Source organism: Enterococcus larvae (genome assembly GCF_017830045.1).
GTDB lineage: Bacteria > Bacillota > Bacilli > Lactobacillales > Enterococcaceae > Enterococcus_L > Enterococcus_L larvae.
The window spans coordinates 287155-302493 of record NZ_JAEDXU010000001.1; the positions used below are offsets into that span (position 1 = coordinate 287155).

At 37.4% G+C, this 15339-nt stretch carries 11 protein-coding genes; 5 read left to right on the forward strand and 6 right to left on the reverse strand.

Features of this window, described 5'->3' with window-relative positions; all coding sequences use genetic code 11:
- Positions 1-71: 71 nt before the first annotated feature.
- Both I6N96_RS01400 and I6N96_RS01405 read right to left on the reverse strand, forming a co-directional pair.
- Positions 72-524, reverse strand: a complete 453-nt coding sequence (locus I6N96_RS01400; RefSeq protein WP_209555710.1) for a DUF1801 domain-containing protein — start codon at positions 522-524, stop codon at positions 72-74.
- Complete coding sequence (locus I6N96_RS01405) at positions 521-1201, reverse strand: YdeI/OmpD-associated family protein (protein WP_209555711.1); 681 nt, start codon at positions 1199-1201, stop codon at positions 521-523. The genes I6N96_RS01400 and I6N96_RS01405 overlap by 4 nt, the downstream gene beginning before the upstream one ends.
- Positions 1202-1519: 318 nt before the next feature.
- Between I6N96_RS01405 and I6N96_RS01410 the strand changes: the two genes are divergently transcribed.
- Entirely contained in the window at positions 1520-1858 is a 339-nt protein-coding gene (locus I6N96_RS01410; protein ID WP_209555712.1) for an iron chaperone, read from the forward strand.
- Between the two features lie 87 nt (positions 1859-1945).
- Here I6N96_RS01410 and I6N96_RS01415 read toward each other — a convergent pair whose 3' ends face one another.
- Positions 1946-2320 (reverse strand): hypothetical protein, encoded by a 375-nt coding sequence (locus I6N96_RS01415; protein WP_209555713.1) that lies wholly within the window; start codon positions 2318-2320, stop codon positions 1946-1948.
- A 1162-nt stretch (positions 2321-3482) separates the two neighbouring features.
- Here I6N96_RS01415 and I6N96_RS01420 point away from each other — a divergent pair.
- Positions 3483-5834 carry a glycoside hydrolase domain-containing protein gene (locus I6N96_RS01420; protein ID WP_209555714.1) on the forward strand — a complete coding sequence of 784 codons (2352 nt, stop codon included), beginning with the start codon at positions 3483-3485 and terminating at the stop codon, positions 5832-5834.
- Between the two features lie 754 nt (positions 5835-6588).
- Here I6N96_RS01420 and tyrS read toward each other — a convergent pair.
- A complete protein-coding gene (gene tyrS, locus I6N96_RS01425; RefSeq protein ID WP_209555715.1) occupies positions 6589-7851 on the reverse strand; it encodes a tyrosine--tRNA ligase in 1263 nt (420 codons plus the stop codon).
- Between the two features lie 206 nt (positions 7852-8057).
- On the opposite strand from tyrS, the gene I6N96_RS01430 reads away from it, so the two are divergent.
- Both I6N96_RS01430 and I6N96_RS01435 read left to right on the forward strand, forming a co-directional pair.
- Positions 8058-10625: a transglycosylase domain-containing protein gene (locus tag I6N96_RS01430; protein ID WP_209555716.1), complete on the forward strand. Its 2568-nt coding sequence runs from the start codon at positions 8058-8060 to the stop codon at positions 10623-10625.
- 235 nt (positions 10626-10860) lie between these two features.
- Positions 10861-11523 carry a hypothetical protein gene (locus tag I6N96_RS01435; protein WP_209555717.1) on the forward strand — a complete coding sequence of 221 codons (663 nt, stop codon included), beginning with the start codon at positions 10861-10863 and terminating at the stop codon, positions 11521-11523.
- Positions 11524-12363: 840 nt separating this feature from the next.
- On the opposite strand, the gene ccpA is transcribed toward I6N96_RS01435, so the two are convergent.
- Positions 12364-13365, reverse strand: coding sequence for a catabolite control protein A (ccpA, locus tag I6N96_RS01440; protein WP_209555718.1), 1002 nt, complete (start codon positions 13363-13365; stop codon positions 12364-12366).
- Between the two features lie 212 nt (positions 13366-13577).
- Between ccpA and I6N96_RS01445 the strand changes: the two genes are divergently transcribed.
- Positions 13578-14678, forward strand: a complete 1101-nt coding sequence (locus I6N96_RS01445) for a M24 family metallopeptidase (protein ID WP_209555719.1) — start codon at positions 13578-13580, stop codon at positions 14676-14678.
- 61 nt (positions 14679-14739) lie between these two features.
- Here I6N96_RS01445 and I6N96_RS01450 read toward each other — a convergent pair whose 3' ends face one another.
- Positions 14740-15315 carry a YtxH domain-containing protein gene (locus I6N96_RS01450; RefSeq protein ID WP_209555720.1) on the reverse strand — a complete coding sequence of 192 codons (576 nt, stop codon included), beginning with the start codon at positions 15313-15315 and terminating at the stop codon, positions 14740-14742.
- Positions 15316-15339 lie beyond the last annotated feature (24 nt).

The following is a 15339-nucleotide window of genomic DNA, read 5'->3' on the forward strand; positions in this document are numbered from 1 at the left end:
TTTTTCGGCACTAGAAAAAATCATAATGCTTTGACTTCTATCTGATAAAGTTCTCTCAGAATATGACTCATTTAAGAGTTTTTCTTAGCTGAAAAATACTCATATTGACTGATCCAGTCTTCCATACTTATTTTTGAAGCCAGCTCTCCTATTAGCTCATATGGAATTGTCTTCGGGTTAGTGAATCGGATACAGCTCTTCCCCATATTCAGCTTTGTCGGCATTTGCTTTTGGTACTCTTCCTGAAACCAAGCCAGCACTTCTTTATTTCCCATCAATCCCATATGATATAAGGAAAGATGCTTTTTCTGTGCAGCCAGACTGATGAAGGGCAGCCCTTCATCCTTCCGGCCGAGATAGCCTTCCGGAAAATCGGCTAAGGGAACGATGAAGGTCGGCATGTCATACTGCCAGGTCAACTCAAAATCAGCTGGGACTCTCTCCTTCAAAAGCTCGAGTAGTCTCACATAGGCATCTTGCCATTTGGGGTCGATCTCTTGAATGTACGTCTCTATTTTGTTCATTGATTCTCTCCTTGAGCAATTGATTGTCTGTACAATTCTTTTGATTTGAAGCCTTTTTCCAACAGATCGATCATTTCTTTTATTCTCTTTTCCTGTGTCGCCTTTTGCTTTGCACTGAAAATATACTGAGCCCAGCCTCTTTTATACCCTGGAGTCAATGTCGCAAATAGCTCTCCCGCTTTAGGGCTTGCAGAAACCACCGCTTCCACCTGAGGAATGAGTGCAGTGTAATCATGGACCGTTTGGCTTTTTGTTTTCTTCGTGTTCTTTTTCACTATATTTTTAATTCCCACAATCGTGAACACCTCATCTAAACTGACCATTCGATTGAACTTTAGAGAAGTTCCTTCAATATATCCATCCTCTTCATTTACATGCAGGGAAGGAAAAATTTCATCACGATGAACATAGGTTTCATACATCTTATTTCCTTTTTTAGGATAGGCAACATAGAGCAGGCCATTTTCCTTCAGACTCTTTTTCTTCTTGACTTCATCTACCAGTTGCTTGAACTCTTCCATATCCTTAACAAAAGCAATAATCAAATCAACTGATTGATCTGATAGGGAGGTTTCATCAAATAACAAATCAGAAAAATAATCAGCTGAAGGTCGCTGTATGATCATTTTCTTTTCATATTTTGTCAATTGCAGCTTTTCAGTGATCGAACGAACCATATTACGCTCTCTCCTTTTCATCAATAATGATTTCAGTTTATCATGAAGCTATAGGAATCGCACTAAATAAATCGCTGTAGGAAAAACTGCTGTTCCTTCAGTCCAAATGCCAGTAGTTTTTCTTCCAGCCACGCAACTGAAGCCTTTGTAACAGTGACTTCAAAACACCCCTTGACAGTATTTCATGACTTAGACATTCTTTCACTACTATTTTGGCAAAAACACGGTATACTATAAGAAATGCTTGACGTTTAAATAACTATTGAGAAAATACCGATTTGAGATACTACAAACTTAATTTATGAAGGAGCGAAAATCATGACCCCAATTGAAGAATATATTCAAACCATGCCTGCTGAAAGAAAACCGATTTTGACAGAGCTGTATCACTTTATTCAAACGATTGTTCCCGAAGCAGAAGAAAAAATATCCTACGGTATGCCGACTTTTTACTTAAATGGAAATCTGGTTCATTTTTCCAATGCTAAAAACCATATTGGTTTTTATCCTACTCCCTCTGCAGTTACAGCATTTCAGGAGCAGCTGACAAAATATAAAACATCCAAAGGTGCGATTCAATTTCCAGTCAATCAAGAGCTGCCTTGGGAGCTGATTCGTCAAATCGTGCTGTTTAGAAAGAGTGAAAATGCAAGTTAAATGTGTAAACAATTTATTGACTATGACAAACCCACTAATTTTAACATGTTTATATTTCTAAATAGACCATCTCTATTAGCACTAAAACTAATCCTCTATAACCTCTGTAACTTTTATCTCAGAGTGTAGAAATAGCTTCTTACTCACGAGTACCTTTACTAAATAGAGGTACTCGTTTTGGTTACTAGCATGTATTCTAATCTTGTACCACATTTCACTTCTCGAAATTTTGTCACCCTCAGTGATGTTTGGGAAATGATCTTTACGATCATAATCTGGCATATCTACGAAATTCGGTAGTTGTGATAGTATCTGTTCCTTAGGGTCATTAAAAACATTGTCAACTACTTTGATACTTCCCACCCCTACTAGGATAAGGATCAATAAGAATAGGTAACCACAACCTTGTAACGGCTTTTTCATGCAAGGTTCACTTTCATTCCCCCAATCAAACTCCTCCATTATTTCATCATCCTTCTTAATCGATTTTAGTTCAAGTTTATTCTATTGATTTCTTTTATATTAGACAAGTACCTATGATTAACTGCTACAATAAATATAGGTATTAGCTATGGAATATCTTCAAAAAGACACCATTAATAATCTTACCTTGTTCAAGAATTGTAGTTAGCATCAACTTGTTTAAAAAGACATTTTCTAATAAAAAAATCTGAAAAAATACAATAAATAGTGTAAAAAGCTTTGATAGAACCATTTTGAAGTAAAGTCTCAATTTATAATAAATATACAATTATCAAAATAGGGACCATAACTGAATATTTTAAATTAAGTCCAGAATTTATTCAATGTTATATATATATTAATTGAAATGTTTTAATAAATCATAAAATAACTCGTTAGTCTGATATAAAAACCTTTACCTCCTTTCTAAAAAATGCACAATTTCTTATCAGAATATTCTATTGTTAAATTTGTTTGATCACCTATAGCAATCAACAAGAATGCTAATTATACTTTAGTGAAATTAGCACACTTCTGTTTTATAAAACTTCAATTAGTTTTTTCACGAAACTAGAAAGACTTTATTTCCATTTTGTTAAATTTTAAAAACTACACATTGATAATGTACTGAGTGATTTCGCCACTCAAAAAAAGCTTAGGCTACACTATAAATTTACTAATTGCATCAACTGTGATTAATTTCTAAATGGCTGAAGTCTCTTCTTTCAATTTCACTTTATTATCATATATTGTTATAGATTTCTCTCTTCCAATTTCTATGATCAATAAACATCAATTAAGAACACACGAAGAGTGAACAGTTATCCATCTGAAGAAACTTCTAAAGACAAACACCTTCTTTCTATATTTCAGTATAGCAGCTATCCAAACTTCAGCAATAGTTCCGTAGCTATCTAATTAGTTACCTCACATTTATTATAAAATTTTCGTTAAACAACTTATCTAATATGGAAAGAATCTGCACTTTTTCAAAATAAAAATTCCACTTCGATACCTACGGTCCCTCAAATAAGTCGAAAAACGGATTATATCTGAATTTTTCATACTCTGTTCTGTGATAAATTTTATGTAAGTAAGAAGACGTTTTTACTTATTTCGGTACTTAGTCTAAGTAAATAATATCAATATAAGGAGAGTCAATATGGCAGATCAAATGGTTTTAGAAGGACAACAATGGTTAAATAAGACATATGGTAATCGCACTGGTTTTAAAGTAATTTCTGATAGATGGTTAGGCTCTACAAATTGGGCCACAATGTATGCACTCACTCGAGCACTACAACTAGAGCTTGGAATAACTGCCACATCAGACGCATTTGGTCCTACGACATTACAAACAGTAGAAAGTAAATTTGGAATAATATCTCAAAACAATCTACCACCGTCGAATGTCATTAAAATTATACAAACAGCAATGTACTGTAAAGGATATAGTGCTGGCCCGATTAATGGGTTGTTCAATTCTTTTACACAGACAGGTATCTCATCAATGAAACAAAATATGGGACTAGCAAAATCTAGTTCTATTGAACCTAAAGTTTTTAAAGCTCTTCTCACTATGGATGCATACGTTTTACTAAGTTCTTATGGGGGAAAAACACTTATCCGATCCATTCAACAAGAGTTTAATAAGAGATATGGTCATCGATTAGATTATTTTTATATGCCTTGTGATGGTATCTATTCTCGAGACACACAAAAAGCATTGGTTTTTGCCATTCAATATGAGGGGGGAATGGCTGATGGTGTAGCAAATGGTAATTTTGGTCCAGGAACACAAAACATTGTTAGAAATCAAGTAATTCAAACCGGAAGCTCTGGGAGATTTACCTATCTCTTTAAAGCAGCTTTAATCTTTAATGGCTATGACACCAACTCTATTTCTGAAACCTTTATCGCACAGGATCGTGAAATCCTAAAAAGTTTCCAATCATTCAGCAAACTTTCAGTAACAGGTACAGGGACTTTTGAAACTTGGGCTTCACTTTTGGTAAGCACTGGTGACCCAACCCGACGTGGCCAAGCTTGTGATTGTGTAACAGAGATTACTAATGCTCGTGCACAAACTCTTCTAGCTAATGGTTATGAAATAGTTGGTCGCTATCTGACAAACGTTGAAGGGACATCCCTAAATAAGAAAATTCAACCAGGAGAGTTAGAAGTCATATTTGGAAATGGATTGAAAGTTTTCCCGATTTATCAAACTTGGGGTGGTGAAGCTTCTTACTTTCATACCCTTCAAGGGAAAAAGGATGCTATCGCGGCTTTAGAAGCCGCGGAAAATTATGGGTTTAATTATGGAACAATTATTTATTTTGCAGTGGATTATGACGCTTTAGGCGATGACATTACCAAAAATATTATTCCACATTTTCAATCCATTTGTAGCCAAATGCAAGTATCTGGTGGGAAATACCGTGTTGGAATTTATGGACCAAGAAATGTTTGTATTAAAGTTTCAGAAGCATGCAATGTTGTAGCCAGTTTTGTATGTGGGATGTCTACTGGATTTAGTGGTAATCTTGGTTTTTCTTTGCCAGTTAATTGGGCATTTGACCAAATTTCAACAATTGGCGTAGGTTCTGGATTGGGATATATTGAAATTGACAATAACATTAAATCCGGTCTTGACGATGGACAAGGCTCTGTAAACTATCCTATTGGGGGAACTATCTATGAAATAGCTGTGAAGCATAATAAAAAAGTGATTAACCAAATGCTTCAAGTTATCCAATTTCTCTCTGCTGCTAGGTTAGACAATAATTGGAACTCACATTTAACATTTTATCGTTACAATGATTATAGTGGCATAGCATGGGATGTCTTAGCTTCTCCTGTATCAGCACGAGACGCAGGAATTTTTAAAGCTTTAGAAAGGGATTTAGAAACAAAGGGGGAACTCTACACCTACTTCCTTGACCCTCGAACTGGTTCAAGAATTGGTTTAGCTCATTTGCTTGTTACCCTACAAAGTCATATGTTTTTAACTACACAAACTCATAAAGTAATTGCAGATTATACAGGATGGTTAGGTGATTTAATTACCGCTTGGAATGCATTGATCCCACTTAAACCAAATGTTGATATAACAGGGGGAATCTATAATCTGGTAGGAGGATTGGATGCAGGAACATTTTCTTCTGAAGACTTATTACAAGATGTAGACGCCTATAATTTAGCTAAATTAGTTGAAAGCTCAAACGATCCGACTGGTCTAAATGCTCTTACTGAATATTATACACAAGGAAAGTTTGAAAATCGACTTAGCAGATTTATCACACAGCGCTTTGGTTCTGTTAGTAATATATATGATGAAACTAAAAAATTACTCTCTGATGATACTCCAAATGATTTACTTGGAACTGGCATATTGACTGCATTTGTAACAAAGTTCGCCAAAAATGGTACTATCGTCGAAATCATGTCAGATGCTGATAGTATTGCACTGGGATTAGCAAATAAACTAAAATATCTAATTAGTATAGGGCTGTAGTAATGACTTAGTTCAACTATAAAATGAACCATTTAAAAACTGCTTTTCCTAGAAAAAATTTTTACTATTACGCTGGAAACTCTCTGGAAGGGCTTATAACATAAGTCATCGTGAAGGCTTATCAAGAAGAAGTGAAACAAAAAATCTGTAAAACGATTTTTTGTTTTACTTCTTCTTGGTGTTTTAGCCTTCCTTTCTTCTCTCAAATAGCCAAGTTCATTTTTTCAATGATAGGATTAATCATTTTGTATCTGCCAATTTTTGATGGCATCATAGCCCAACAAAAATTAATTACAGGTAGCAAATTGTAAATTGTATGCCAATTTTTAATTGACCATTTCTCGTGGCTCTTCTTTAATTTGCATAAAAAAGCACATGATCTGCTTATGAATATCTATTTTGAGTACTGTAGATAAACAATCAAGTGGGGGGTTCCCCATCTTCTCATGCCATTCTACTAGTTCATATTCCTGTGATTTCATTAAAATCCTAAATATTTTTTTCACTGTTACACAAAAAGTTCTTTTATCATCAACTTTAACTAAAGAAATTTTATTAAGAACCTGAACAATCTTCTTGATATGATCAATAAGTAGCTACTGAATATTGAGGCACATCTAGTTCTCTTGTAGTATTAGAAAAGCTTGGGATAAAAACTAGATTGTCTCTAATTCTTATCCCAAGCTTTACGATCTTATTCAATTTTTTTATCCTACAAACATCATTTTACTTAAAGCTATTTATTCATAGTTTTCTAGTATTTCAACAAGAAGTATTTCTTTTTCCCTCTGCGGACAACAGTGAACTGTCCTTCGATCTTGTCTTCATCAGAAAGCTCTGCTGAAACATCTTGCTTCCGTTCGCCATTGATATAGATAGCACCATTCTGTACATCTTCTCTCGCCTGACGTTTAGAAGGCTCGATTTTCGCTGCAATCAACAGTTCAACAAGATTCATAGAGTCCTCAGACTGTACTTCATAAGATGGAACATCCTTGAAGCCTTGTAGAATCTCTTCTGCATTCAGCTCTTTGATCTCACCGCTGAACAATGCCTGCGAAATCTTCACAGCCTGTTCATAAGCTTCTTTCCCATGAACCAATGTAGTCACTTCTTTTGCTAAAGCTTTTTGCGCCGCACGTTTCTCAGGAGCTTCAGTAAACTCTTTTTCAATCTCATTGATTTCTTCCAACGATAGGAATGTAAAGTATTTCAAAAATTTCATTGCATCTCGATCGTCAGTGTTGATCCAGAATTGATAGAACTCATATGGGGACGTCTTATCTGCATCCAGCCAAACAGCATTTCCTTCTGTTTTACCGAATTTTGTTCCGTCCGCTTTAGTGATTAGAGGCATCGTCAAACCAAAGCCCTGGACCTCTTTTTCACGGCGTAATAATTCAATCCCTGAAGTGATGTTTCCCCATTGGTCACTTCCGCCAAGCTGCAGTAGACAACCCTGCGTTTCGTAAAGTTTCAGGAAATCATATGCTTGCAGCAATTGGTAAGCAAACTCTGTATAAGAGATACCTGTTTCAATTCGACGCTTCACGCTTTCCTTACTCATCATATAGTTGATTGTAAAATTCTTGCCGACATCCCTCAAGAAGTCAATCAAAGAAATCTCACCTAACCAGTCATAGTTATTGGCCAAGATTGCCGGATTCTTTTTATCTTCAAAATCAATGAATCGAGACAGCTGACCTTTGATGCTATCAGACCAGTTTTTTACAGTGTCTAGTGTGTTCAAGCTCCGTTCGGCATCCTTGAATGACGGATCTCCGATCATTCCAGTTCCTCCACCCACTAAAGCGATTGGAACGTGACCATTCAGCTGAAAGCGGCGCAACATTAAAATCGGCAATAAATGTCCGATATGTAAACTATCAGCCGTTGGGTCAAACCCAATATACAGCTTGACAGACTCTTCATTCAATTGTTTTTTTAGTGCTTCTTCATCGGTTGTTTGATGAACGAGACCGCGTGCCTTCAGCTCATCAAAAAAATCTGTGCTCATTTCTATTTCCTCCCACATTCATCTTCACGGAGCATTTGCCCTGTCTTTTCATATTAACTGATTCATAGATCAAATAAAAGATAAAACCAAGCTTTTTCTTCAATAAATTAAAGATTTTACGATAAAAACCGGAACAACTGTTCATTACTCGTTTTTTTTGCTATAATATCACGGAATATACGAATTGATATACTGAGGTGAAGTTTTTGGACAATCAACAAAATTCGAATCAAAAGAAACAAGATTCTCATAAATTACTCAACAAAAAGACGACGGTTCTTACATTGAATGTAATCGTTCGAGTATTGAAGTCTCTCGTGCTTTTTGCTGTTATTGCACTTATTTTAGGCGGATCTTTAGGTCTGGGCGTTGGTATGGGCTACTTCGCTTCTTTAGTAGAAGGAACAGATCCTCCTACCAAAGAGGAACTGGAAAGAGAAATCAGCGACATCACAGAGGTTTCAAAAATGACGTATGCTGATGGTTCGACAATTTCAGCTGTCAAATCTGATTTGATCCGGACACGTGTAGACGGAGAACACATTTCTCAGCTTTTGAAAAATGCAGTGATCGCTACAGAGGATGAGTACTTTGAGGAACATGATGGTGTCGTTCCTAAAGCATTGATCCGTGCATTGCTTTCTGATGTTGGCGGTATCGGCGGTTCCTCAGGTGGTTCAACACTGACGCAACAGCTGGTAAAACAACAGATTCTTACCGATGAAACAACCTTCAAGCGAAAAGCAAATGAAATCCTGCTTGCCCTGCGTATTGAAAATTATTTCAGTAAAGATGAAATACTAACAACCTATTTGAATGTTTCACCATTCGGAAGGAACAATAAAGGGGAAAATATCGCGGGAGTTGAGGAAGCGGCAAAAGGTTTATTTGGAAAAAGTGCCAACGACCTGACCTTGCCGCAAGCAGCCTTTATTGCCGGTCTGCCTCAAAGCCCAATCGTTTACACCCCTTACCTGAATACAGGCGAACTAAAAGAAGATATCTCTGCCGGTCTGAAGCGTAAGGATGATGTTCTCTTCAATATGTATCGGGAGAAATTGATTACTAAAGAAGAGTATGAGGCTGCAAAGAGTTATGATCTTGCACAAGATTTTCTACCAACAGAGCAGGCGAACACAACAACCGAGGGCTTCCTTTACTATACTGTCCTAAATCAGGCAGTTGATGTAATCATGGATATGAATATTGAAAAAGCCGGCGTCAATAAGGCTGAGTTAGACCAAGTTGGTCTTGATCAATATGAAGAGCAAGCACGCCGCCAAATTGAAAACCGCGGCTATACAATCGAATCAACGATCGATCCGACCGTTTACAATACGATGCAAGAGGCTGTTGCAAATTACGGCTACCTGTTAGACGACGGTTACGCTGCGGCTTCTGTAGAAACCGGAAATATCTTAATGGATAACAGAACCGGAAAAATCATCGGGTTTGTGGCTGGTCGAAACTATGATATCAACCAAAACAATCACGCCTTTGACACAGAGCGTCAGGTAGGATCAACAATCAAGCCGATTTCTGTTTATGGTCCGGCAATCGATCAGGGGATGATTGGATCAGAAAGTCGATTGGCAAACTATCCGACAAAATACAAAACTAATGAACCATTAGGCAATGCGACAAACGATGGGACAAACACCTTTGATACGGTACGGACTTCACTTGAATGGTCCTATAATATCCCTGTTTATCACCTGAATGAAGCAATGAAGGAACAGATGGGCGATGCCAATTTCTCTTATAACAACTACTTAAGTAAGATGAACTATCCTGCTGATGACGGTTGGTCGTATGAATCCGCGCCATTAGGATCGGTAGAAACTTCTGTTTATACACAAACAAATGGCTTTCAGGCACTGGCCAATGGCGGTGTCTATCAAAAAGGATATATGATCGAAAAAATCACTGATAACGATGGCAATGTGATCTATCAACATCAAGAAGCGCCCGTACAAGTGTATTCTACGGCAACTGCATCAATCATGAATGATTTGATGCGCTCTGTACTTGATTCGAAAATCACCACTCCTTTCAAGGATGTGATTGCCGGCTTGAACCCTCAACTGGCAAGTGTCGATTTTGTCGGAAAAACTGGTACAACCACTGATTACAGAGATGCCTGGTTAGTGGTCTCTACACCAAGTCTCACAATCAGCTCATGGAGCGGATACGACGAAAATAGTGTGATGAGTTCAAACAGCGGAATCCAAAATAGTACGTATTTAGCTTATCTGACAAGTGCCATCTATACAGTCAGACCGGACCTCTTCAATGCAGAGGAACGTTTTACCTTATCAGATGATGTGATCCAAGCAAGTGTATCTAAGCTGACAGGCGACAAAGAAGGCAGCTTTACCTTCAACAATATACGTTACAGTATTTCCAGTGGTACAGTGGTTTCCTACTTTGCTAAAAACGGACCAGCTGATAGTCAGTATAAATTTGGCTATGGTGGAACAGATGCTACCTATCAATCTTACTGGAGCAAGTATCTTTCTACGAATAAAACATCTGACTCAAGCGGCTCTTCTGCTTCTGAAAACACGAATACAGATGCTAATTCAAACAGTAACACTGGAAATGTCGGCGGAAATGCAAACAATGACAACAACAGTGATACGGACAACAATATTGATGAAACACCTAGTGAAGATAATAACAGTAATGATACTGACAATAACAATGACAACAATAGTGACAATCAGGAGGAGACACCGCCGCAAGGTAATATTGAACCTGTTCCTTCAGAGTAATAGATTGTCATAAACAAAGAAGCACCTGTGAAATGGCTGAATGCATTTTATAGGTGCTTTTTTTCTATCTTGTCATTTTTTGATTTGATTACAGGCCAGATAAACAATACTCATTAATATGTATTTTCCTTTTAATAAGTATATTGCAAAACACATTGTGAGATTAACATTGTAAAAATGCAAAGCATATGATATATTTTATTTGGTAATAAAAATATTTTAGGAGGTATTTAAGATGAAAAAAATGGTTAGGATTTCATTGAGTTTGTTGGTATTAGGAGCTACAGTATCTCTATTTGGAACTCAAAGTGAAGCTGCTTCTTTGGAAGAAATGAAGAATTCCATTGAAGAAGGAGAAGGGATGGTTTATAATCCAATTTCAAAAGGAATATTGACAAAGGAAGGCTCAACTGAATTTGTAACCGCTTTAGAGAATGCTTTAGCTGAAGAGGATACAGAAATAATTACTGAAGATATAATGGTTCAAGCGTTTTTAGAGACAAGTTCTGCAAGTACTTTAGAAGTCAAGGAACCAGAAACACCTAAAATAGCACCCAGAGTTGCAACAATTCCAGGTATATGGAATATAAAATATTTAACTAGTGAATACCGGTCAAATACTTTTACTGGATCTGGTTGGCAATATAGTGGAATGCGCTTTGCATTTAAGGATACTGTAGCAAATCCATTTTTTGGTGTCAGAGCAGAAAAGGATTCCTTTAATTTCACATATCAAGTAATTGGGGGTAGTTACGCCCATGAATCAATATATGTTCCAGCAAACGCTTCATGGGTATATGCTCCGGCAGTTAGTAAACCTCAATTCGGGAGTATGGCATACGCTGGTTATTTTTCTACTTATAATCCAGTAATCAATAGTCGTTACTATATTTATTAAATAATTGTCAATGGAAAGAGATCTAGTAATAAATTAGATTTCTTTCTTTTTTCGACTCATTATCAAATGATTGACAGTTTTTCAAAATAAATCGCTAATCGCTTTTCAATTTATTGGTTGCGATATGTTGATTTACCCGCTTTAGGTGAGTCATATTTTGATATGAAACGTGTTAAATATCCGAATCAGATGTCAGATGTTAGACAATATGAAAGTAATCATTGATGAACTTGGCATTAACAAAAAAATAGGATTGAACTGCCCAATAACGCCTACAAGATTGACAGACATGGCGTTGCTTCGTCAATTCCATAACGAGAGGTAAATGATTAAAGGAATCAAACCGAATCCAGCAAGTTTTCGTATCATTTTTAATCGGTGCCAATTCCCCGTGAGGGGATCTTCTGCACAAGCACAATGTGGGCAACGCGTGAGACAAAGGGAAAGCTTGGCTTTTATGACCAGTGTTTATCCTGCGCTTAATTTTTGTTCGGAAACAGATAAAATAATTATATTTTTATCTATAGTTCGCAGCATTTTTTTGATATCATGAAGCATAGTGTATCGTTCCTTCCTGTTAGATTTTGTGTGGTAACTTAATCCTACCAGAAAACGATATGTTTTTTTATATAAAAATGAACATGAGACTGAGAAAAATATTTCTACTTTCATCAATCCCATTTATATAGAGCCAACAAATCATTTATTAGGTGTTTTTGCGTTGCGCCTAGTAGAAGCATTCATGGCAGAAACATTCTCATTTTCAGTATGCTGATCTTGCAAGAGCAGCATACAAAAAAAGTGGGACCTGATTGCTACCCCACTCTACTATTTTGTTAATTATTTTGTTGAGCCTTTTTTATCAATCCCATAAGGAAGAATGACTGTTTTATCTTCAATCTCTTCTTTATTCATCAGTTTTGTCAAAAGACGCATTGCTACTGCACCGATATCATACAACGGTTGTGTAACACTTGAAAGTTTTGGACGAGCGACATCTGTCAGCAAAGAGTTATTGCTTGTGATGATTTCAAATTCTTCCGGTACCTTGACTCCAGCATCAAGCATGCCGTCCAATAAGCCGATAGCCAGCTCATCGTCTGTTACTACAGCTGCTGTTGCACCGCTGTTGCGAATACGTTCTGCCAGATTGATTCCATCTTTGAATCGGTATTCCGCTTCAAAAATCAAACCTTCACTGTAAGTCAATCCATTTTCAGAGAGTGCTGCTTTATAGCCGCTCATTCTATTCTTGCCATTGATTGGATCGATCAGCGCACCACTGACAAAAGCAATTTTCTTATTGCCGTTTTTAGCAAGGATATCTGTTGCATCCTTTGTTGCAGCGCTATAATCAATATTTACACTACCTACCTGCTCATCAGGATCAATAGATCCAGCCAGAACAACTGGTGTTTTCGAACGTGAAAACTCACCGCGAATTTCATCTGTGATATGGTGTCCCATGAAAATGATTCCGTCTACCTGTTTCGCAAGCAGATTATTCAGTACATTGACTTCCTTCTGGTCATTACCGTCAGAATTCGCCAAAATAATATTGTATTTATACATTGTTGCAACATCATCGATCCCTCTTGCCAATGAAGAGAAAAAGATATTACTGACATCGGGAATAATAACTCCAACTGTTGTCGTCTTTTTACTTGCCAGACCTCTAGCTACAGCATTTGGTCGATAATCCAGACGGTCAATAACTTCCAGCACTTTTTTTCTGGTTGCTGGTTTGACATTAGGATTACCATTCACTACGCGGGAAACGGTTGCCATAGATACATCTGCTTCACGAGCAACATCATAAATTGTAATCGTTTGTTTTTCCATGATTTTTTCTCCTAGAATTTATATTTGTTTCCATTTTCAGAAAACTTCATTTACATTTCTTATCTAGAATATCAGAGTTAAATTTATTTTGCAACCGTTTTTATGCCATTTTCATGAAATTTAGCATTTCTATTTTCAAAAGGAAAAAATCTTCTTTTCATGGTATGATAAATAAAGCAAATTTACAGAAACTCTGAGAAAGAAGGATACCTATGAATCAACAAAAAATCAATGAATTGAAACAATGGATGGCAGAAGAAAAAATCGACCTTACCTACATCAGCGATCCTCATCATATTGCTTATTTTTCCGGTTATGAAAGTGATCCCCATGAACGTGTACTGGCGCTATTCATTTCTTTAGAGGCAGAACCCTTCTTATTTACTCCGGCCCTTGAAACCGAAGACGCCGCAAACAGTACTTGGAGCTATCCAGTCTACGGTTACATGGATGGAGAAAACCCATGGGAAAAAATTGCTCAAATCATCCAGAAAAATGGACAGCCTAAAAGAATCGCCACTGAAAAAGAATTTCTCTCAGTTGCACGCTTTGAAGAACTGCGCTTCTACTTCCCAGAGGCCGATTTAGCAACAAATGCAACTCCTGTTGTGGAAAGACTTCAACTAATTAAGACAGACGCTGAAATCAGTCTGTTACTGGAAGCTGGAAACTGGGCTGACGTCGCACTGGAAATTGGTTTTCAGGCTGTGACAGAAGGTGCTGCAGAACAGGAGATCATTGCAGAGATCGAGTATCAGCTAAAACGTAAAGGAGTTCGTTCTATGAGCTTCAGCACGCTTGTATTGACTGGTAAAAATGCGGCTAGCCCTCATGGGACCCCAGGAGCTGCAACCGTCGCTTCCGGCGACCTTGTATTATTTGACTTGGGTGTTATTTGGAAAGGCTATTGTAGTGATGTGACTCGAACAGTTGCTTATCAAGAGCCTACAGCCTTCCAGAAAGAAATCTATGCGATTGTCCTTGAGGCTCAACTAGCCGCTACAGCAGCCGTTAAGCCCGGTATAACAGCAGGTGAGCTGGATCAGATTGCCCGCTCAGTGATTGAAAAGACCGGTTATGGTGAATACTTCAATCATCGATTGGGACATGGGATCGGGACAACGGTTCATGAATTCCCATCATTGATTACAGGGAATGATTTGGTCATTGAAAAAGGGATGTGCTTTTCAATGGAGCCTGGTATTTATATTCCAGGAAAAGTTGGTGTACGTATCGAGGATTGTGTCCATGTAACGGATAACGGCTGTGAGGCTTTTACTAAAACTACCAAAGAATTACAGTTTCTTGGATAGGAATTATCGGGTATACAAATAGATGACTGAAACCAGAGTTTCAGTCATCTATTTATTTTACTTATTTCGCAACTTTATCCGCTGCATCTTTAATATCTTCTTTTGCTTCTTCTACTTTATCAGGTACATCAGCAGTAGCTGCTTTTGCTTCTGTCTTTCCTTCTGAAACGATTTCTTTTGCCTTTTCAGCAGAATCCTTCACATCAATATAGATATCGTCAGAGGTTTCTTCTGCTATATCGCCAAAATCAGCCATCTCGTCAGCTAGTTCATTTTTGGTTTTCTTGAAACGACTGGAAAGATCATCTGTCTGTTTTCTCAAGGTATCAAGTACAGAGCCTGAAACGTCCTGTGCTCGATCAAAGGAACCTTTAGAACGTTCCTTGATATTTCCAGCTAAGCCGCTTGCCTGTCCGCCTAAAGAGTCTGCTTTATCTTTTGCAATAGAGGACAGCTCATCACCCTTCTCTTTCGCATATTCTGTATAATCAGATGCCTTATCCTTTAGTTGATCTGCTTGTTCCGCCAGATCCTTTCTTAGTTCCTTGCCAGATTTTGGCGCCAATAACAAAGCTGCAACTGCTGCGGCTGTTCCGCCGATTACTGCTCCTAATAGAAATCTGCTCTTCTTTGCCATTTGATCATTCCTCCATATCGTTTA

What these genes read in the sequence shown, in the direction of transcription:
- I6N96_RS01400 (WP_209555710.1), bottom strand. Translation starts at nt 524, where the DNA reads ATGAACAAAATAGAGACGTACATTCAAGAGATCGACCCCAAATGGCAA.
- I6N96_RS01405 (WP_209555711.1), bottom strand. Translation starts at nt 1,201, where the DNA reads ATGGTTCGTTCGATCACTGAAAAGCTGCAATTGACAAAATATGAAAAG.
- I6N96_RS01435 (WP_209555717.1), top strand. Translation starts at nt 10,861, where the DNA reads ATGAAAAAAATGGTTAGGATTTCATTGAGTTTGTTGGTATTAGGAGCT.
- tyrS (WP_209555715.1), bottom strand. Translation starts at nt 7,851, where the DNA reads ATGAGCACAGATTTTTTTGATGAGCTGAAGGCACGCGGTCTCGTTCAT.
- I6N96_RS01420 (WP_209555714.1), top strand. Translation starts at nt 3,483, where the DNA reads ATGGCAGATCAAATGGTTTTAGAAGGACAACAATGGTTAAATAAGACA.
- I6N96_RS01410 (WP_209555712.1), top strand. Translation starts at nt 1,520, where the DNA reads ATGACCCCAATTGAAGAATATATTCAAACCATGCCTGCTGAAAGAAAA.
- ccpA (WP_209555718.1), bottom strand. Translation starts at nt 13,365, where the DNA reads ATGGAAAAACAAACGATTACAATTTATGATGTTGCTCGTGAAGCAGAT.
- I6N96_RS01415 (WP_209555713.1), bottom strand. Translation starts at nt 2,320, where the DNA reads ATGGAGGAGTTTGATTGGGGGAATGAAAGTGAACCTTGCATGAAAAAG.
- I6N96_RS01445 (WP_209555719.1), top strand. Translation starts at nt 13,578, where the DNA reads ATGAATCAACAAAAAATCAATGAATTGAAACAATGGATGGCAGAAGAA.
- I6N96_RS01450 (WP_209555720.1), bottom strand. Translation starts at nt 15,315, where the DNA reads ATGGCAAAGAAGAGCAGATTTCTATTAGGAGCAGTAATCGGCGGAACA.